Genomic DNA, 17,902 nt, shown 5'->3' with positions numbered 1-17,902 from the left:
TTCCTTCCTCGGGGTGCGGACGCCCCGGTGGCGGGAACAAGGGGGTGCAGTGTCCTGACTCCCGGATCTCCGCGCCCCTCCGGCCTTCCCAGGTCGCCCCGGTGGCTCTCGGGGGAGGGCCGCTCCCCGGTCACAGTGGCGCCGACCGTGCCGGATTCGCACCGGCTTCCTGCCGCACCCCTTGCATTCGGATCATGGAGCATCGTCGCAGACCCGGCGCGGTGGACCAACCGGGCGAGACGCGCACCACTAGCGGGCGCCGATCTTCGCCGCCGCCAGGTAGGCCAGCACCGCCGGCCGGTCGTCGTCCTCGCGGGCGGCCACCGCCAGGCGCGACGGGGAGATGCCGCGGACCGGGACTGCGATCACCTCGTCCCGGACGACGATCGGCGCGTTGCCCGCTGCCAGCAGCACCACCCCCTGTCCGTTGGCGACCGCCTCGTGGGTCTCCTCCGCGCTGGCCACCACCCCGCCGATCCGGGGTGCGCGACCACCCCGCGCGTCCAAGGCCAACCAGTGGTCCCGCAGCGGCCCGGCCTCGGGCGGCAACGCGAGGAACGGCTCGTCGAGGAGATCGGCGAAGTCCACCGCGCCATCGGGATCGGCTGCGGCACGGGCCGCCGAGGCGTGATCGTGCGGCAGCGCCACGAGGCGCGGTTCCCGGGCCACCACCTCGTACCGGTAGCGATCACCGTCGGGGAGCGGTAACCAGACGAACGCGACATCGCTGGATCCGTCGGCCAGTCCGGCGCTGGGGTCGGCCCAGCCGACCTGCCGCAGAACGGGTCGTGCGCTCGGGCACAGGGTTGCCAGCCGGGTCCGCAGGGCGGGCAGCAACCCGCGGCCCGGGCTGGTGGACATGCCGATCACCAGGGTGTGCTGCTCGGCGGCCTTCGCGTCCTCCACCCCGCCGGACCGGGGCGCTGGCCGACCTGGTCGCCGCGCACCCGGACCGGGTGGAGGCGATCGCCCTCGACGTCACCGACGGCGAGCGGGTCGACGCGGTGGCCGCCGACGTGCTCGCCCGCTACGGACGGGTGGACGTGCTGGTGAACAACGCCGGGCGCACGCAGGTCGGGGCGTTCGAGGAGACCACCGACCAGGAACTGCGCGACCTGTTCGAGCTGCACGTGTTCGGCCCGGCCCGGCTGACCCGGGCGCTGCTGCCGCAGATGCGGGAGCGGGGCAGCGGATCGATCGTGAACATGAGCAGCCTCGGCGGGCAGCTGTCCTTCGCCGGGTTCTCCGCGTACAGCGCGACCAAGGCGGCGCTGGAGCAGCTGTCCGAGGGCCTGGCCGACGAGGTGGCGCCGTTCGGCATCAAGGTGCTGATCGTGGAACCCGGTGCCTTCCGCACCAACCTGTTCGGCAAGAGCGCGGCCCACTTCTCCGCGGAGAACCCGGTGTACGCGGAGAAGGTCGGCGCCACCAGGAACGCGGTGCGGGGCGGCGACGGCGCGCAACCCGGGGATCCGGCGAAAGCCGCGGCGGCGATCCAGCTGGCGCTGAACACCGAGAACACCCCGCTGCGGCTCGCTCTCGGCGGCGACGCGGTCGACGCCCTCGTCGGGCACCTGGATTCGGTGCGGGACGAGCTCGCCGCGTGGGAGGAGGTCCCCCGCGACACGGCGTTCGACGCCGGATGACGCGGCGGCGGGCGCTTTTCGGGCCGCTGTCGTGGAACCGAACGCGAGCTACGCCCGGCGGCGCGGTTCCCGGCGCATGTCGATGTGCGGGATGCCGTCCTCGAGGTACTCCTCGCCGTCCTCGGCGAACCCGAAGGAGCGGTAGAACTCCGTGGCGTAGGTCTGCGCGGCGAGCACCGCGGGCGCGTGCTGCACCTCGGCGACGGCGGCGCGCATCAGCTTGCGCGCCAGGCCGAGCCCGCGCGCGGACTTGGCGGTGCACACCCGCCCGATCCGGAACGTGCCGTCGGGATCTTCCAGCAGCCGCAGGTAGCCCAGGACGTACCCGTCGGCGGAGTCGATCCAGAAGTGCCGGGTGGTCGCCTCCAGGTCGCGCCCGTCCAGCTCCGGGTACGGGCACTCCTGCTCGACGATGAACACGTCGACGCGCAGGCGCAGCATCCGGTAGAAGTCCTCGGCGTCCAGGTCCGCGGTGTAGGCGCGGTGGACGGCGGTCGCGAGCGGCTGGAGGGTCATCCCTACTTGGATATCACAACGGGGTCTCGAAACCCGCATTCACCTGCACCGGAGTAGTCAACGCCACTCCCCCGGCGGGAGCAGTCCCGACGCGGGCTCGTGGTCATCCGGTGGCACCGAGGCGGCGGGCGATGTTCTCCGGCAGCGGGTACGGGTCTTCCTTCGGCAGGCTCGCCCGGGCCGCTTCGAGGTCTCCTGCCGCCACCAGCTCCGCCGTCTCGCGCATCGCCGGGGTCACGTCGGTGAGGGCGACGATCCAGTCGTCCACGTAGTGGTGCACCGCTTCGCCGCCGAGTCCTATTTGGATGGAGCGGTGCCCCAGCGGCCGGAGGTGGAGGTCTCGTTCCGGGTCCCACTGGACCCGGACCGGGCTCGTCCGCTGCTGCTCCGCCCACTGCTCGCGGGTGCCGTGGGTGTCCGGTTCGAAGTGGCTCAGGCTGGCGTGCTCGAGCGCCCGCTCGAAGCCCTCGCGGGTGATCTCGACGGCGAGCACGCGCTCCTGGTTCGGCTTGGTCGCCCAGCCGCAGCGGTAGGCCATCCACCGGAACGACGGCTTGATCCACGTCATGCGCTCGCGCTTGAACGGCGGCGCGAACGTCCCGGCCGCCAAGGCCGCGTCGGCGATCTCCGCCGAGTAGGCCTGGTAGACCGTGATGGACGTCGCCGTGTGCTGCGCCCGGACGGCGCGATATTCGGTGCTTTCCCGATCTTTCACACCGCTCAGCCTCCGTCAGGCCGAGCGGCGCTTCAACCGGTTTTCCCACCGAAGCCCGTTGGTGGTCGCGTTGCGCGGACGGTCGCTTGGCGGAACCTGCGTGCGCACTCCAAGACGGCATCCGCCGACAGTGCTCTCAGAGCTGCGCGGCGAGCTCGTCGGCGTAGCTGGACAGGCGGGTGTAGACGCCCGGCGTGTTCGGCCGGCCGCAACCGGTGCCGTAGGAGACGACCCCGATCAGGCGGTTGTCCGCCACGATCGGGCCGCCCGAGTCCCCGGCGCACGCGTCGCGGCCGCCTTCGGGCACTCCGGCGCAGAACATGCTCCGCGGGTCGTAGTTCGGGTAGGCGGCGCGGCAGGCCTCGTCGGTCGTGACCGGGACGTCCACCGCGCGCAGGGTCGTCGACGGCCGTCCCGATTCGCTGGTCTTGCCCCAGCCGTAGACGCGGCCGACCGTGCCGGGCCGGTAGGGCTCGGTCTCGCCCTGGTCGACCACCTCCAGCAGCGGCTGGGGCATCGGCCGGCGCAGCGTCAGGACCGCCACGTCGTCGCCGCTGGTGTAGCCGCGGAAGCCCGGGTGCACCCAGACCCGGTCCACCTCGGCGACCGTGCCGTCGGCGGTGCTCAGGTCGGTGCGGCCGGCGATCGCGCGCAGCCGCTGCGGCTCGCGCGGGCCGCCGGTGAGCGGCTCCTGCATGCAGTGCGCAGCCGTGACCACCTTCACCGGGGTCAGCAGCGTGCCGCCGCAGAACTGGCGGCCCTGGTCGTCGGCCAGGGCGACCAGCCACGGGGCTTCCTCGGTCGTGGCCTCGGTGCCGCCGAGCACCCGCGCCTGCGGGTCTTCCGCCGCGCCCGCCGCCGACGGCTGCATCCCGGCCAGCGCCGCCACCGCACCGGTGATCACGAGCCGCCGCACTGCGGTTCCGGTCCTGCCACGCGCCACGTCGGGCCTCCCACTGTCGCCGATCTTGCCGACGGCACACCGTAGTCACTCGGGCACCGGAACATTACGAGGCGCAACTCACACGGTTTCAGGAAAATATTTCGTTAAGATAGATGACACCGGGAAATTTTACGGAGTGCGTCACTGTCGACCGCCGCTCATCCTTCCCGCGTCGCCACGGACCCGGAGCACCTCCCTGCACCGGGTCCGCGAACTGCGCCTGAACAGGTGACAGATCCAACCCGATCAAGTGATCAGCACCTTTGTGCTGCCCTGGAGGAGGAACCGTGCTCGTGGACCTGACCCCGTTGCCCGCCTTCCTGGTGGCGAGCGTGGTGGTCGTGCTGACTCCCGGCGTCGACGTCTTCCTGCTGCTGCGGACCTCGCTCAACCGCGGTCGCCGGGCCGGAATGCTCGCGCTGGCCGGGATCCACACCGCGAGCATCCTGCAGGTGGCGCTGGTGATCTCCGGGCTCGGCGCCCTGGTCACCAGCCACCCCGCAGTGCTGTCCACGCTGAAGTGGATCGGCGCCGCCTACCTGGTCTACCTGGCCGTCTCGATCCTGCGCGGACTGTGGCTGACCAGGAAGAAGACCGCCGAGGGCACGCTCAGCGGACCGCCGGTGGACAACTCCAACCCCTACCTGCGCGGCCTGTTCAGCAACCTCACCAACCCGAAGATGCTGCTGTTCAGCCTGGCTTTCCTGCCGCAGTTCGTGGGCTCCGCCGCGCAGCCCGCGCTGCAGCTGGTGATGCTCGGCGTGGTGTTCCTGGTGCTGGCCCTGGTCTGGGAGGCCTCGATGGTGCTCGGCGCCGCGAAGATCGCCGACCGGCTACAGAACCCCCGAGTCTCGAAGTCGCTGGATGTGGTCAGCGCGGCGGCGTTCCTGACCATCTCGGTCGGGCTGGTCGCCGGCTGACACCGCCGCGCAGGTGATCAGCGCGAGGCCGACCAGCACGAGCAGCAGGACCTGCGCCGAGGCCACCGGGGCGAGCAGGCTGATCGCCAACGGCGTGCAGAAGCCGAGGTAGGCGATGCACCAGAACACGGCGGTGAGCCGGGCCAGCCCGGCAGGCCCGGCGATCCGGCCCACCACGGTCAGGCAGAAGGTCACGCTGAACCCGTACCCGGTGCCCATCAGCAGGCAGGCCACCAGCGCCCACCACGGCATCTCCCACAGCACCGAGGCCGCCGCCAGCGCGAGCCCGGCCGCGAGCACCAGGAGCCCGACGACGGCCGGAACGCGCTCGCCGCGCTGGGCGACCCGGCGCGCGATCGGCTGCACGACCGCCCCGAGCCCCGGCGTGATCAGTGCGGTGACACCGGCGTAGACCGTCTCAAGACCCGGCAGGTCGCTGGTCACCAGGCCGGGAAGCGTCCCGAACGCGACCGTCGGCCCGACGAACACCCACGGCGCGACGGGCAGCACGAGACGCCGGAACCGCGGATCCCCGATCCCACCGCCGCGCGCTCCGGAATCGCTCCCGGCGGAGCGCGTCTCCGGGCAGGACAGCGCCAGCACCACACCGGCCGCGGACAGCAGCAGGTGCGGCAGGTACGCGATGACCAGCGGATGCGGCCCCCACTGCGCGATCAGAGCGGACACCAGACCGCTGACGCTGAAGCCCATCGAGAGCATCACCCCGGCCCGGCGCGCACCGGCACCGTCCTCGACCGCCGTCCCGAACGGCGGGTGCGACAGCTCCCGGACCCACGCACTGCCCGCGGCCAGCACCGCACCCGTGCTCAGGCCGGTCAGCAACCGCCCCACCACCAGCCAGGCGGCCAGGTCCACGCCGAGCATGAGCGCCACCGTCGCCACGGCGTTGACCACGACCGCGGCGAGGACGACCGGGCGCCGTCCCCGCCGGTCGGCCAGCGGGCCGCCGAGCAGCAGGCCCGGCAGCAGGCCGACCACGTAGAGCGCGAGCAGGCCCGTCGTCGCGTTGGCGGACAGTCCCAGGTCGTGCTGGTAGGCGCCCAGCAGCGGCGAGAACTGATTCGCACCCCAGCCCGCCGCGGTCATCAGGAACGCTGCGGGCAACCACTTGTTCTGCACAGCAGTCGTTCTAAGCCGCCGGGGTGTACCACCGCACCAGCCGTTCAGGATTCGTGAACGCGGCCGTGATCCTCGCCTCGCGCGGAGATTCCCCCGCGATTCCGGCGCCCGCGCTTCGTACGCTGCGGGTATGGACCTGCGTCGGTTGACGTCCTTCCTGGCGGTCGCGGAGGAAGGACACTTCGGCAAGGCCGCCGAGCGGCTGTTCCGGTCGCCGGCGTCCGTCACCGCGCACATCAAGCAGCTGGAGCACGACCTCGGCGTCCACCTCCTGGAACGCTCGCCGGTGCGGCTCACCCCGGCCGGTGAGCGGTTCGTCGGGCACGCCCGCGGCCTGCTGGCCGCGCTGGACGCGGCGATGGCCGACGTGGCGGAGGCCGAGGCGGCGCAGGTGCTGCGGGTCGGCGTCATGAGCAACGGCTCGGCCGAGCTCACGCCCGCCGCAGTGCAGGCGTTCCAGCGGGCCTGCCCGGAGGTACCGGTCGAGTTCGTCGCCCTGGACTTCACCGAGCACGTCTCGGCGCTGGTGCAGAACCGGGTCGACGTGGCGTTCGTGCGACCGGCCCCGGTGGACGAGCGGATCGCCGTGGACGTGGTGACCACCGAGCGGCGCATCGTCGTGGTGCCCGCGTCCTGGGAGCTGGCCGACGCGGCGGCCGTGCGCCTCGACGACGTGCTCGAACTGCCCTACGTCAGCCTCCCCGAGCACACCCCGCGCCAGTTCAGCGACTACCTCTACTTCGCCGACGCGCGCGGCGGGCTGTCCCCGCACCGCAGCCGGTCGCACGCGGTGACCCCGCACGAGGTGCTGACCACGGCGGCCGCCGGGCGGGGCGCCGGCTCCGCGCTGGAGTCCTTCCAGCGGTACTACCCGTGGCCGGGCACGGTCTGCGTGCCGGTGCTGGACGCGCCGCCCGAGCACAGCGTGCTGGCCACCCGCTCGGACGACCGGAGCCCGGCGGTGCGGACGTTCCGGTCGCTGACCACCAGCCTCGCCCGCGAGCTCGGCCCGCGATTGCGCCTGGCCTAGCAGTTGACTTCTCTTGAGCCGCGATCGCGAAGCTATCGCAACAACGGCATGAGCTGCCGCATGCGCCGCAGGCGCATAACCCACCCTCGCAGCTTGCACCGCCGCGGGTTCTCAGGGGCTTCCTGGCGAGGACGGCCCCTCCGCCGTGTATTGGTCATACATCAGGAGGGGCACCCGCAGTCCAGGGAGCCCCTGAGGTTCCGCTACCCGCACCGCCACGCAGAACGAGTCTGGAAACAGAGGAACGCGGCCGGGGCGCTCCCGCCGCGCCCCGGCCGCATCCTCAGCGGATCAGGAGTCCAGCTGCTGCTGCACGTCGTCGTGGTAGGCGGCCACGCGGGTGTAGATGCCCGGTGCGTTCGGCCGGGCGCAGCCGTTGCCGGTCGAGACGATGCCGACCAGCTTGTTCTCCACCACCAGCGGTCCGCCCGAGTCGCCCTGGCAGCTGTCCACGCCGCCCTCCGGGAACCCGGCGCACACCATGGCCTCCGCCTTGTACTGCGGGTACGCCTTCTGGCAGTCGGCGTCGCTGGTCAGCGGGACCTCCGCCTTCTGCAGGGTTTCCGACGCCTCGCCGCCCTCCGCGGTGGCCCCCCAGCCGAGCACACCGGCTGTCTTGCCCGCCTCGTAGAGCGCCGAGTCGTCCTTGGACGCCACCGCCAGCGGCTGCTGCGGCAGGTCCTGGCCGAGGGTGAGCACCGCGACGTCCGAACCGCTGTTGGCGTCCTGGTACTGCGGGTGCACCCAGATGCCGGTCACCTTCGCGACCGTGCCATCGGTGTTCTGCTTGCTCTCCCGGCCCGCGACGACCTGGACCGCCTCGGGCTTGTCCCCGCTGACGCAGTGCGCCGCGGTGATGATCTTGTTGGCCTTGGCGACGGTGCCGCCGCAGAACTGGTTGCCCTGGGCGTCGGTCAGGTACACCACCCAGGGGTGGTCGGCGATCTTGGCCGGCTCACCCCCGACGATGGGGGGCGCCGCGGTCCCCGCGGTTCCGGATTCCGCCGCACCGGCCGCCGGGGCCAGCAGTCCCGACGACAACGTCGCCGCCGCCAGCAATCCGGCCACCGACCACACCCGGCTCCGAGTGTCCGCCATGTCGTTGCCTCCTCCCCCGGAGCCTCCCGGCAGGTCGCGGTTTCGACCCGCCGTCTCCGGCTCGACCAAAGTGTCCATTAGAAAGAGGATCACGACCCGCTGTTGGATACAGTTGCACCAACCTGCACAACCCGTTCGAGTGGAAATTCCGGAAAATATCCACTCGAATGGCGGACCTGAACTGTCCAAATAGGACTTTAATGCGCAAGGTCTTTCCACCGCCGGGAATTGCGTATTCCCACTCATGACACCCGGAGGTTTGTCAATCCTCCGATAGGCCTTCCGCGATTCCGGATGCCGGAGCTGCCGACCACCGATTCCGCCGCTCCAATATGGACAAATCGAATGCCCGGCGCGCTGCTGCCCGACCGCCGGAATGCGATCAGTAGCCCGCGGTGCGGTCCACGACGCCGAGGAGCGGTTCGCCCGCCAGCCTGCGCCGGACGTTCTCCTCGACTCGGCGGGCCAGCGCCGGGATCATCAGCGACTTCGGGTTGGCGGTGTGCGGCGAGATGATCGCCCGCGGGTGCTGGAACAGCGGGTGCCCGTCGGGCAGCGGTTCCGGATCGGTGACGTCCAGCGCCGCACCGCCGATGCGCCCCGCGTCCAGCGCCGCGACCAGCGCCTCGGTGTCGACCAGCGGCCCGCGCGCCACGTTGACCAGCCAGGCACCGGGCTTCATCCGGGCCAGCGCTGCGGCGTCGATCAGCCGCGCGGTCGCCGCCGTGGCGGGCGCGGCGACGACCACGAAGTCCGATTCGGCGAGCAGCTCGCGGACGCCTTCGACGTCGTCGGAGCGCCAGGTCGCGGCCGCACCGTCCACGGGCTTGCCGGACCGGTTCACCGCGAGCACCCGCACGCCGAACGGCCGCAGCAGCTCGATCAGCGAACCGCCGATGCCGCCGGCGCCGATGATGCCGACGGTGGCGCCGGCGACGCCGCGCATCCCCTCCGGCCGCGACCACTCCGAAGCGCGCGCCATCAGGTGAATCCGGCGCGCACCGGCCAGCATCAGGCCCAAAGCGTGCTCGGCGACGGTCCGCGCGAAGGCACCCGCCGCCGAGGTGAAGGTGACACCGTCCCGCAGCGCACCGGCCGCCGCCCAGTGCTCGACGCCCGCCGACGGCAGCTGCACCCACTCCAGGGCGGCGTGGTCGAGCTCGGCGAACCGCGCCGGTTCACCGCCGAACCAGATCAGCGCGGTGGCGTCGGCGGCCGGGCCGAGCTCGGCACCGGCCGCGACGACGGCGGCTTCCAGCTCGGGCTGGGCGACCGGACCAACGTGGACCTTCACGACTACTCCATTCGGGAACGCTCGGCAGCTGCTCGGCATCTTCCAACGCCGGTCCGGTGGCCACTGCCACCACCCCCGGCGCGTCAGGACCGGGAGCTGAAGCTCAGTGCGCGCCAACGCGTTTCGTCGCAGTCGAGCCACCGCTCCAGGTCTTCGCGATCCGGCGATGTCGTGTGGTCCTCGGTGCTGAGCAGGCTGTGCGCGGCCAGCAGGTGCCCGAGCCGAAGGCAGCGCGCGACGTCGGCGCCGCGCAGCACGCCGGAGAGGTACCCGGCGGCGAAGGCGTCCCCGGCCCCCACCGGCTCGACGACCTCGACCTTCGGCGCGGGCACGGTCACCGTCTCGGATCCGAGCGCGTGCGCGGCGATGGCGCCGTCCTTGACCACGACGACGCTCGGCCGGTTCAGCACTTCCCGCACGTCTTCAGGGGTTTCCACGCCCCAGAGCGTGGTCGCCTCGTCCAGCCCGACGAACGCGGTGTCGGCGAGCTGGGCGAGCTCGCGCAGCACCGGCCCGGCCCGCTCGACCGGCCACAGCGCCGGTCGGTAGTTCACGTCGAAGGTGATCCGGGCTCGGCGGTGGCGGGTGAGCAGGTGGCGGATCAGCCGGTCGCAGCCCGCTGAAAGCGCGGGCGTGATGCCCGACAGGTGCAGCAGCCGCGGCGCGTCGAGCGGCTCGTCGGGCAGGAAGTCCGCGTCCATCGTGGACGCCGCGGATCCGGCGCGGTAGTAGTGCACCCGCGTGCCGTGCGGGCCGGGATCCTTGAAGTAGACGCCGGTGGGCGCGTCCGCCCGCACCTCGACCAGGCCGGTGTCAACGCCTGCCGCGGCGATGGCGGCGACCATGCGGCGCCCCAGCGGGTCGTCGCCGACCCGGCTCGCCCAGCCGACCCGGTGCCCCAGCGCGGCCAGGTGGATGGCGACGTTGGACTCCGCGCCGCCCGCGGAGAGCGTGAAGACCGGTGCCTGCTCCAGGGGGACCGGGTCGGCCGGGGAGACCAGCGACATCGTCTCCCCCAAGCACAGCACCTCGGGGCCCGGCTCCACCACGTCCGCCTCCTCGATCCGCCACGTCATCGCCGCCCAGCCTATCGAGGATTGTGCGGAATACACACTCCCGTTGCAGCAGACGCAATCACACTGCTGAGCGCGGCACCCGAGCCCGCCGCTGCGGCAATCCCTAAGCTGACCGTTGATCGTCCTCAGTCCCAGGAATGGAGGTTGCTCGCAATGAGTCTGGAGCGCCCGATCGACCCCGATCCGTACTCGCTGCTGCCCGCGGTCCCGGGCTTCGACGTCACCTCCGACGACGTGTCCGACGGACGGCCGATGCCGCAGGCCCAGGTCTTCGACGGGATGGGCGCCGGCGGGCAGAACCTCTCGCCGCACCTGCGCTGGTCGGGCTTCCCCGAGGCCACCAAGAGCTTCGTGGTGACCTGCTTCGACCCGGACGCGCCGATCCCGGGCGGCTTCTGGCACTGGGTGCTGGCCGACATCCCGGCCGACGTCACCGAGCTGGCCACCGACGCGGGCAACCGCAACGGCCACGGCATCCCGGCCGGGTCCTTCCACGTGGCCAACGACTTCGGCGAGCGGGCCTTCGGCGGCGCCGCCCCGCCGCCCGGCGACCGCCCGCACCGCTACTACTTCGTGGTGCACGCGGTGGACACCGAGAAGCTCGGCCCGGACGACACGGCCAGCCCGGCGGTGATCAGCTTCAACCTGGCCTTCCACACCCTGGCCCGCGCCGTGATCACCCCCACCTACCAGCACTGATACCGAGAACCTGAGCCGCGCTCGCCCGGATCCCGGGGCGGGCGCGGCTTTTTCGCGCCCGGCGATCACTCGATCGAGATGTATCTGAAACGGGCCTTCGCGCCTCTTTATAAGCGGGGAGGTTCTCGGACGAGGAGATCGAGATGAACGTGCTGCCGGGTTCGTTCGCCGTGCTGGTCGCCACCGGCCTGGCGGCGGTGCTGTTCGCGCCGTTCGTCGCCGCCGAGCACCGGCGGCACGGCGAGCTCCGCGCGGGCGTCGCGCTGCTGCGCTTCGCCGCGCTGCTCTACGCGACCGCGCTGGCCTGCTACGTGCTGCTGCCGCTGCCTGGCGCCGGGACCGGCTTCGAACCGCAGTGGCGGCCGTTCGCCGGTCTCCGCGACTCAGCGGTGCTGGAGCAGTTCGCCTGCAACATCGCGCTCTTCGTCCCGCTCGGGGCACTGCTGCGGCGCGGCCCGGTCGCGGCCGCGCTGGTCGGCGGCACCGCGTCGGTGCTCGTCGAGCTGACCCAGCTCACCGGGATGTGGTTCCTGCTCCCGGCGCCGTACCGGGTGTTCGACGTCAACGACATCATCGCCAACACCACCGGCGCGGTGCTCGGCACGCTGGGCGCGCCGCTGCTGCGCCGCGTGCCCACCGCTGCCCGCGACCGACCAGCGGTGCCGCGCCCGGTCAGCGCGTCGCGCCGGTTGCTGGGCATGAGCTGCGACCTGCTCCTGCTCTGGTGGCTGGGCATCGCAGGCGCACGTGTCGCGGAGCTGGTGCTCTGGCTGACCGGAACGGCTCCGAACGCCTGGTGGGAGGCCACGGCGCTCTGGTTCGCGCCCGCCGCCGTGCTGCTGACCGCGATGCTCGTCAGCGGTGGCAGCTCGCTCGGCCAGCACGCGGTCTGCCTGCGCGCCCGCGCACCCACCCGCCCGGCGGTCGCGGCGCTGCTGCGCTGGACGTCCGGGCTCGGCGGCTTCGCCGCGGTTCAAGGCGTGTGCACCGGTGTGCTCGGAGAAGCGGATGTGGCGCTGGGGGTCCTGTGGTGCGCGGTGCACGCCTGGGGCGTGACGAACACCGGAGATCACCGCGGAATCACCGGGCGGATCGCCGGGTTGGAAGTGATCGACGCCAGACAAAGCCAGCGCGCGCCGACCGCGGCCCGCTCGACGTGAGGCAGGATGGACCAGTGCGCCACTTCGACCTAGTGATCATCGGTTCCGGCTCCGGCAACTCGATCCTCGACGACCGGTTCGCCGACTGGGACGTCGCCATCGTCGAGAAGGGCATCGGCCCCAACGACGCCTACGGCGGCACCTGCCTGAACGTCGGCTGCATCCCGACGAAGATGTTCGTGCACACCGCGGACGTGGCGAGCGCTCCGGGCAGCGGCGCCAAGCTCGGCGTCGACCTCGAGCTGCGCGACGTGCGCTGGCCCGACGTCCGGGACCGGATCTTCGGCCGGATCGACCCGATCGCCGCGGGCGGCCGCCGCTACCGCGCCGAGGACAACCCGAACGTCACGCTCTACTCGGGCACGGCCCGGTTCACCGGCGTCAAGCAGCTGACGGTGCAGACCGCGGACGGCCCCGAGACGATCACCGCCGACCGGTTCGTGGTGGCCGCAGGCGGGCGTCCGGCGATCCCGGCCATCCCCGGCCTGGACGAGGTCGACCACTACACCAGCGACACCGTGATGCGACTCGAGCGGCTGCCCCGCCGGATGATCATCATGGGCACCGGGTTCGTCGGCGCCGAGTTCGCGCACGTGTTCTCCGCGCTCGGCGTCGAGGTGACCATGATCGGCCGCTCCGGCCGGGTGCTGCGCAGCGAGGACACCGACGTCTCGGCGCGCTTCACCGAGCTCGCCGCCCAGCGCTGGGACCTGCGGCTCAACCGCAAGGAGATCTCCGTCGAGCGCGAGGGCGACCTGGTGCGCCTGCACCTGGAGGGCCCGGAGGGCGCCGAGGTGGTGGAGGCCGAGGCGCTGCTGATCGCGGTCGGCCGGGTGCCCAACGCCGACCTCCTCGACGCCGCCGAGGGCGGGCTGGAGCTCACCGGCAACGGCAAGATCAAGGTCGACGCCACCCAGCGCACCTCGGTCGACGGCGTGTGGGCGATGGGCGACATCAGCTCCGACCACGAGCTCAAGCACGTCGCCAACCACGAGATGCGCGTGGTGCAGCACAACCTGCTGCACCCGGAGACCCCGATCGAGTCCGACCACCGGTTCGTCCCGCACGCGGTGTTCTCCGCACCGCAGATCGCTTCGGTCGGCCTGACCGAGCAGGTGGCCCAGGAGCGCGACGTCGAGTACGTCACGTCGGTCCAGGACTACGCGGGCATCGCCTACGGCTGGGCGATGGAGGACACCACCGGTTTCGCCAAGCTGCTCGCCGACCCGGACACCGGCCAGCTGCTGGGCGCGCACATCATCGGCCCGCAGGCCCCGACCCTGATCCAGCCGCTGATCCAGGCGATGCAGTTCGGCCTGGACGCGAGCAGCATGGCCCGCGGCCAGTACTGGATCCACCCCGGCATGCCCGAGCTAATCGAGAACGCCCTGCTCAACCTGCCGCTGAACTGAGGTCGGCGGGCGGAGTTCCACAACCGAATACCTGATCGTCACCGCACGTCACGCGAGCGTCGCAGCTCGCGTGATGTGTTCGGCATCATCTTGATCCGTTCCAGACCGGGAGGTTCTCTGGACCGGATAGTTGTGCTCTGGCCCTGGGGGTGCAACACGTCGGAGTCCCGTTGAACGAAGGAGTCCCACTAGTGCTGCACGCACGTCTTGAGCCGGTCTACGACAACGTTGTCCAGCGCAACCGCGGCGAAACCGAGTTCCACCAGGCCGTCCGCGAGGTGCTGGAGAGCATCGGCCCGGTCATCGACAAGCACCCCGAGTACGCCGACCAGAAGATCATCGAGCGGATCTGCGAGCCGGAGCGCCAGATCACCTTCCGCGTGCCGTGGGAGGACGACCGCGGCGAGGTGCACATCAACCGCGGCTTCCGGGTGGAGTTCAACAGCGCGCTCGGCCCGTACAAGGGCGGCCTGCGCTTCCACCCGTCGGTCTACCAGGGCATCGTGAAGTTCCTCGGCTTCGAGCAGATCTTCAAGAACGCGCTCACCGGCCTGCCCATCGGCGGCGGCAAGGGCGGCTCCGACTTCGACCCCAAGGGCCGGTCGGACCGCGAGATCATGCGCTTCTGCCAGAGCTTCATGACCGAGCTGCACCGGCACATCGGCGAGTACATCGACGTGCCCGCCGGTGACATCGGCGTGGGCGGCCGCGAGATCGGCTACCTGTTCGGCCAGTACAAGCGGATCACCAACCGCTACGAGTCGGGCGTGCTGACCGGCAAGCACCTCTCCTTCGGCGGCGCCCGCGTGCGCACCGAGGCGACCGGCTACGGCTGCGCCTTCTTCGTGCAGGAGATGCTGGCGGCGCGCGGCGAGTCCTTCGAGGGCAAGCAGGTCGTGGTGTCCGGCTCGGGCAACGTCGCGATCTACACGATGGAGAAGGTGCACCAGCTGGGCGGCACCGTGGTCGCCTGTTCGGACTCCTCCGGCTACGTGCACGACGAGAACGGCATCGACGTCGAGCTGGTCAAGCAGCTCAAGGAGGTCGAGCGGACCCGGATCGCCGCCTACGCCGAGCGCCGGCCGGGCGCGAAGTTCGTCTCGGACCGCAGCGTCTGGGAGGTGCCGTGCCAGGTCGCGATGCCCTCGGCCACCCAGAACGAGCTCGGCGCCGACGACGCGACGGCGCTGATCGCCAACGGCTGCATCGCGGTGGGTGAGGGCGCGAACATGCCCACCACTCCCGAAGCGGTGCGCAACTTCCAGGAGGCCGGGGTCGCCTTCGGCCCGGGCAAGGCGGCGAACGCGGGTGGGGTGGCGACCTCGGCGCTGGAGATGCAGCAGAACGCCTCCCGCGACAGCTGGAGCTTCGAGTTCACCGAGCAGCGCCTCGAGCAGATCATGAAGGACGTGCACGCCCGCTGCTACGCCACGGCGGAGGAGTACGGCATGCCGGGCAACTACGTGGCGGGAGCCAACATCAACGGCTTCACCAACGTCGCGGACGCGATGCTGCGTCTCGGCCTGATCTGATCAGCGGGACTCGACGGTCACCAGGGCAACCGCCGAGTCCCGCACGCAAGACCAGACGAAGGGCACCTTCGACCAACTAAGCAGGTCAAAGGTGCCCTTCGCCCATGCATCGCCACACGGGCACAGAAGGTGGTCGGAGAAGGTGAAGGGCACCTTTCACCAAGTTAGTCGGTGAAAGGTGCCCTTCGCTCCTCCCCCGATCGGGGTCAGACCGTGCGGGGGCGGCCGGCGATGACGCCGAACACCGACTGGACCGCTACCACCACCAGGAGCACCACGAGCGAGGCCGACCAGGCTCCGGTCACGTCGTGCAGGACGCCGAACAGGAACGGGCCGAAGGACGCGATCAGGTAGCCGATGCTCTGCGACATCGCCGACAGCGAGCCGGTGTCGGCCGCGTTGGCCGTGCGCAGCGAGATGAGCACCAGCGCCAGCGGGAACGCGCTCATGCCGATGCCGATCGACACCGCCCACACCACCGGCATGCTCATCGGCGCCAGCAGCAGGCCGAGCATGCCGATGATGTTGAGCGCCGCGAGCCCGACGGCCCAGGCGGACTGGCTGCGGGTCTTGGTCACCAGCGGCGGCAGGATCATGTTGATCGGCACGCCGACCAGCAGCAGCAGGCCGAGCAGCATGCCCGCGGTGGTGCTGTCCATCCCGGCGCCCTTGAACACCTCGGGCAGCCAGCCCATCACGACGTAGGCGACCAGCGACTGCAGCGCGAAGTACCCGGTGATCACCCACGCCAGCGGGCTGCGCATCAGCGACCGCCGAGGCCCGGTGGAGGCCGTCACCTGGCGCGCCGATGAGCGGCGGGCCGTGGCGGGCACCCACACGCACAACGCGGCCAGGGCCACCACGGCCCAGGTGGCCAGCGCGAGCCGCCAGCTGCCGGTGGCGGAGTTCAGGTACGGCGTCAGCGCCGAGCCGAGCGAACCGCCCGCGGCCATCGCCGTCGTGTAGAGCGCGGTGGCCATCCCGACCTTGGTCGGGAACGACTCCTTGACGACCACCGGGATCAGCACGTTGCACATCGCGATCGCCGCGCACACCAGGACCGTGCCGCCGAGCACCGTCCACGTGCCGCCGACCGTCCGCACCAGCATCGCGGCGGTCAGCACCGCCAGCGAGAACGCGATGACCTTGTTGATGCCCATCCGCCGCGCCAGCAGCGGAGCACCGATGCCCGCCACGCCGAAGCACAGCGTGGGCACCGACGTCACGACGCTCGCCCAGGTGCTGGACGCGCCGAGCGAGTCCCGCACCTCACCGAGCACCGACGCCAGGCTGGTGACCGCAGGGCGCATGTTCGCCGCCGCGAGCGCCACGCCGGCGAGCAGCAGACCGCCACCGGCGGTCGCGAGATGCCGGTTCGGGTTGACGGTTTCGGCGGCGCCGTCGTTCTCGCGCGTGAGCGCGTCCGGGTGCACATCGGCGGGGAGTCGGGTGGCATCCTGGTCAGCCACATGGTCAGGGACGTGCTGGGTACGTGACTCGCTGGACATCACGACCTAGTATGTCAAACGTAGGATGTTTGGACGAAAGGACCTGTCAGTGCCTTTGGTCACCGCCAAACGGACCGGGCTGGTCGATCAGGTCATCGCCCAGATCCGCCAGCTCGTGACGTCCGGGGAATGGCCGCTCGGCGAGAAGATCCCGCCCGAGGCCGAACTGGTGGCCGCGCTGGGCGTCGGGCGCAACACCGTCCGGGAGGCGGTGCGCGCTCTCTCGCACGCCGGACTGCTGGAGGTCCGCCAGGGCGACGGCACGTTCGTGCGCGCCACCAACGAGATCTCCGGCGCGGTCCGCAAGCTGTGCGGGCCGGAGCTGCGCCAGATCCTGGAGGTGCGGCGCGCGCTGGAGGTCGAAGGCGCACGGCTGGCCGCGCGGGCGCGCACCGAGGAAGAGCTGCGGCAGATGTCGGCCTGCCTGGCCGAGCGGGACGCCGCGGTGCAGAACCGCGACAGCGAAGCGGTCGTCACCACCGACACCGAGTTCCACCGGATCCTGGTCGCGGCCTCGCACAACCCGGTGCTGATCTCGCTCTACGACGGGATCCGCGAAGCGGTGACCTCCAGCGTGGCGACCACCTTCAACCCCGAGATCCCGCCGGAGCAGCACGTCTCGCACACAGCGCTGCTCACCGCGGTGCGCGACGGCGACCCGCGGCGGGCGGCGGAGGAAGCGGGCGGGTTCCTGGACGAGCTGCTCGCCCAGATGGGACCTGAGAGCTTGTCGGCGAAGCCGTCCGCGCCTGAGTAAGCGGCGTCAGCCGCTTCGGGCACGCACGCAGCTCGCACCGCCGCGGGTTATGAGTGCTTTCCTGGCGAGGACAGCCCCTCCGCCGTGTATCGGTCACATCAGGAGGGGCACCCGCAACCCAGGGAAGCACTCAGGTTCCGCCAAGCGACCACCCCAGCAGCGCAACCACCAACAGGCATTCAGGCCGAGGAGTCCAGCCAGTAGTCGGTTCCGACGTCGAAGGCCTCCGCGCCGACCGGCGCCACCCAGGACGCCGCGATCACCCCGGTGGCGAAGCCGCCACCAGCCGATCGCCCCTGCGCGGGCAGCAGCTGGACCGACGGCGCACCGAACCGGGTGATCACGATCTCCTCCCCCGACTCGGCGCGGTCCAGCAGCTCGACCAACCGCTCGCGTGCTTCGTCAACGGAAAATTCGGCAGCCATGCCGACGACGTTACCCGCGTCACAGCGCGAA

General features: G+C 71.2%; 18 protein-coding genes and 1 riboswitch. Of the genes, 8 read left to right on the top strand and 10 right to left on the bottom strand.

Annotation, left to right across the window (positions count from 1 at the left end):
• Window positions 1–27: 27 nt before the first annotated feature.
• Window positions 28–196: riboswitch (cobalamin riboswitch) on the bottom strand.
• A 53-nt stretch (window positions 197–249) separates the two neighbouring features.
• Window positions 250–906, bottom strand: a complete 657-nt coding sequence (locus OU416_RS05880; RefSeq protein WP_270925781.1) for a LysR family substrate-binding domain-containing protein — start codon at window positions 904–906, stop codon at window positions 250–252.
• Here OU416_RS05880 and OU416_RS05875 point away from each other — a divergent pair.
• The gene (locus OU416_RS05875; RefSeq protein WP_270925780.1) at window positions 789–1,646 is read left to right on the top strand and encodes an SDR family NAD(P)-dependent oxidoreductase; all 858 of its coding nucleotides are present in this window, start codon (window positions 789–791) and stop codon (window positions 1,644–1,646) included. The two genes, OU416_RS05880 and OU416_RS05875, sit on opposite strands and share 118 nt — an antisense overlap.
• A 48-nt stretch (window positions 1,647–1,694) precedes the next feature.
• Here the strand turns inward: OU416_RS05875 and OU416_RS05870 are convergent, their stop codons facing one another.
• From OU416_RS05870 to OU416_RS05860, 3 genes are all read right to left on the bottom strand, one after another.
• Window positions 1,695–2,162, bottom strand: coding sequence for a GNAT family N-acetyltransferase (locus tag OU416_RS05870; RefSeq protein ID WP_270925779.1), 468 nt, complete (start codon window positions 2,160–2,162; stop codon window positions 1,695–1,697).
• Window positions 2,163–2,265: 103 nt separating this feature from the next.
• Window positions 2,266–2,877 (bottom strand): DUF4291 domain-containing protein, encoded by a 612-nt coding sequence (locus tag OU416_RS05865; RefSeq protein ID WP_270925778.1) that lies wholly within the window; start codon window positions 2,875–2,877, stop codon window positions 2,266–2,268.
• 136 nt (window positions 2,878–3,013) lie between these two features.
• Window positions 3,014–3,820, bottom strand: coding sequence for a S1 family peptidase (locus tag OU416_RS05860; RefSeq protein ID WP_270925777.1), 807 nt, complete (start codon window positions 3,818–3,820; stop codon window positions 3,014–3,016).
• 287 nt (window positions 3,821–4,107) lie between these two features.
• Between OU416_RS05860 and OU416_RS05855 the strand changes: the two genes are divergently transcribed.
• Entirely contained in the window at window positions 4,108–4,740 is a 633-nt protein-coding gene (locus OU416_RS05855; protein WP_270925776.1) for a LysE family translocator, read from the top strand.
• On the opposite strand, the gene OU416_RS05850 is transcribed toward OU416_RS05855, so the two are convergent.
• Window positions 4,654–5,880, bottom strand: coding sequence for an MFS transporter (locus OU416_RS05850; protein ID WP_270925775.1), 1,227 nt, complete (start codon window positions 5,878–5,880; stop codon window positions 4,654–4,656). The genes OU416_RS05855 and OU416_RS05850 overlap by 87 nt on opposite strands.
• 130 nt (window positions 5,881–6,010) lie before the next feature.
• Between OU416_RS05850 and OU416_RS05845 the strand changes: the two genes are divergently transcribed.
• Window positions 6,011–6,910, top strand: a complete 900-nt coding sequence (locus tag OU416_RS05845) for a LysR family transcriptional regulator (RefSeq protein ID WP_270925774.1) — start codon at window positions 6,011–6,013, stop codon at window positions 6,908–6,910.
• A 291-nt stretch (window positions 6,911–7,201) separates the two neighbouring features.
• Here the strand turns inward: OU416_RS05845 and OU416_RS05840 are convergent, their stop codons facing one another.
• The 3 genes from OU416_RS05840 to OU416_RS05830 all read right to left on the bottom strand — a co-directional run bounded on the left by OU416_RS05840 (window position 7,202) and on the right by OU416_RS05830 (window position 10,378).
• A complete protein-coding gene (locus OU416_RS05840; protein ID WP_270925773.1) occupies window positions 7,202–8,008 on the bottom strand; it encodes a S1 family peptidase in 807 nt (268 codons plus the stop codon).
• Window positions 8,009–8,390: 382 nt separating this feature from the next.
• On the bottom strand, window positions 8,391–9,302 hold the full coding sequence (locus tag OU416_RS05835) for an NAD(P)-dependent oxidoreductase (RefSeq protein WP_270925772.1): 912 nt from the start codon (window positions 9,300–9,302) through the stop codon (window positions 8,391–8,393).
• Between the two features lie 83 nt (window positions 9,303–9,385).
• A complete protein-coding gene (locus tag OU416_RS05830; RefSeq protein WP_270925771.1) occupies window positions 9,386–10,378 on the bottom strand; it encodes a sugar kinase in 993 nt (330 codons plus the stop codon).
• 153 nt (window positions 10,379–10,531) lie between these two features.
• Between OU416_RS05830 and OU416_RS05825 the strand changes: the two genes are divergently transcribed.
• The 4 genes from OU416_RS05825 (at window position 10,532) to gdhA (ending at window position 15,181) form a co-directional block, all read left to right on the top strand.
• Window positions 10,532–11,077, top strand: coding sequence for a YbhB/YbcL family Raf kinase inhibitor-like protein (locus OU416_RS05825; RefSeq protein ID WP_270925770.1), 546 nt, complete (start codon window positions 10,532–10,534; stop codon window positions 11,075–11,077).
• 143 nt (window positions 11,078–11,220) lie between these two features.
• Entirely contained in the window at window positions 11,221–12,237 is a 1,017-nt protein-coding gene (locus tag OU416_RS05820) for a VanZ family protein (protein WP_270925769.1), read from the top strand.
• A 14-nt stretch (window positions 12,238–12,251) separates the two neighbouring features.
• Entirely contained in the window at window positions 12,252–13,649 is a 1,398-nt protein-coding gene (locus tag OU416_RS05815; RefSeq protein ID WP_270925768.1) for a mycothione reductase, read from the top strand.
• A 191-nt stretch (window positions 13,650–13,840) separates the two neighbouring features.
• Window positions 13,841–15,181, top strand: coding sequence for an NADP-specific glutamate dehydrogenase (gene gdhA / locus OU416_RS05810; protein ID WP_270926080.1), 1,341 nt, complete (start codon window positions 13,841–13,843; stop codon window positions 15,179–15,181).
• Between the two features lie 206 nt (window positions 15,182–15,387).
• Here gdhA and OU416_RS05805 read toward each other — a convergent pair whose 3' ends face one another.
• Window positions 15,388–16,650 (bottom strand): CynX/NimT family MFS transporter, encoded by a 1,263-nt coding sequence (locus tag OU416_RS05805; RefSeq protein WP_270925767.1) that lies wholly within the window; start codon window positions 16,648–16,650, stop codon window positions 15,388–15,390.
• Window positions 16,651–16,738: 88 nt separating this feature from the next.
• On the opposite strand from OU416_RS05805, the gene OU416_RS05800 reads away from it, so the two are divergent.
• Window positions 16,739–17,446: a FadR/GntR family transcriptional regulator gene (locus tag OU416_RS05800; protein ID WP_270925766.1), complete on the top strand. Its 708-nt coding sequence runs from the start codon at window positions 16,739–16,741 to the stop codon at window positions 17,444–17,446.
• Window positions 17,447–17,625: 179 nt separating this feature from the next.
• Here OU416_RS05800 and OU416_RS05795 read toward each other — a convergent pair whose 3' ends face one another.
• Window positions 17,626–17,871 carry a type II toxin-antitoxin system Phd/YefM family antitoxin gene (locus OU416_RS05795; RefSeq protein ID WP_270925765.1) on the bottom strand — a complete coding sequence of 82 codons (246 nt, stop codon included), beginning with the start codon at window positions 17,869–17,871 and terminating at the stop codon, window positions 17,626–17,628.
• Window positions 17,872–17,902 lie beyond the last annotated feature (31 nt).

It is taken from the genome of Saccharopolyspora indica (genome assembly GCF_027853965.1).
Taxonomy (GTDB): Bacteria; Actinomycetota; Actinomycetes; order Mycobacteriales; family Pseudonocardiaceae; genus Saccharopolyspora; species Saccharopolyspora indica.
The sequence above is the reverse complement of the archived record's forward strand: the minus strand, read 5'-3'. Positions and strand labels throughout refer to the sequence as shown.

Excerpts from the sequence above, each read along its gene's own strand:
- OU416_RS05870 (WP_270925779.1), bottom strand. The coding sequence starts at position 2,162 with ATGACCCTCCAGCCGCTCGCGACCGCCGTCCACCGCGCCTACACCGCG.
- OU416_RS05795 (WP_270925765.1), bottom strand. The coding sequence starts at position 17,871 with ATGGCTGCCGAATTTTCCGTTGACGAAGCACGCGAGCGGTTGGTCGAG.
- OU416_RS05825 (WP_270925770.1), top strand. The coding sequence starts at position 10,532 with ATGAGTCTGGAGCGCCCGATCGACCCCGATCCGTACTCGCTGCTGCCC.
- OU416_RS05830 (WP_270925771.1), bottom strand. The coding sequence starts at position 10,378 with ATGACGTGGCGGATCGAGGAGGCGGACGTGGTGGAGCCGGGCCCCGAG.
- OU416_RS05820 (WP_270925769.1), top strand. The coding sequence starts at position 11,221 with ATGAACGTGCTGCCGGGTTCGTTCGCCGTGCTGGTCGCCACCGGCCTG.
- OU416_RS05840 (WP_270925773.1), bottom strand. The coding sequence starts at position 8,008 with ATGGCGGACACTCGGAGCCGGGTGTGGTCGGTGGCCGGATTGCTGGCG.
- OU416_RS05845 (WP_270925774.1), top strand. The coding sequence starts at position 6,011 with ATGGACCTGCGTCGGTTGACGTCCTTCCTGGCGGTCGCGGAGGAAGGA.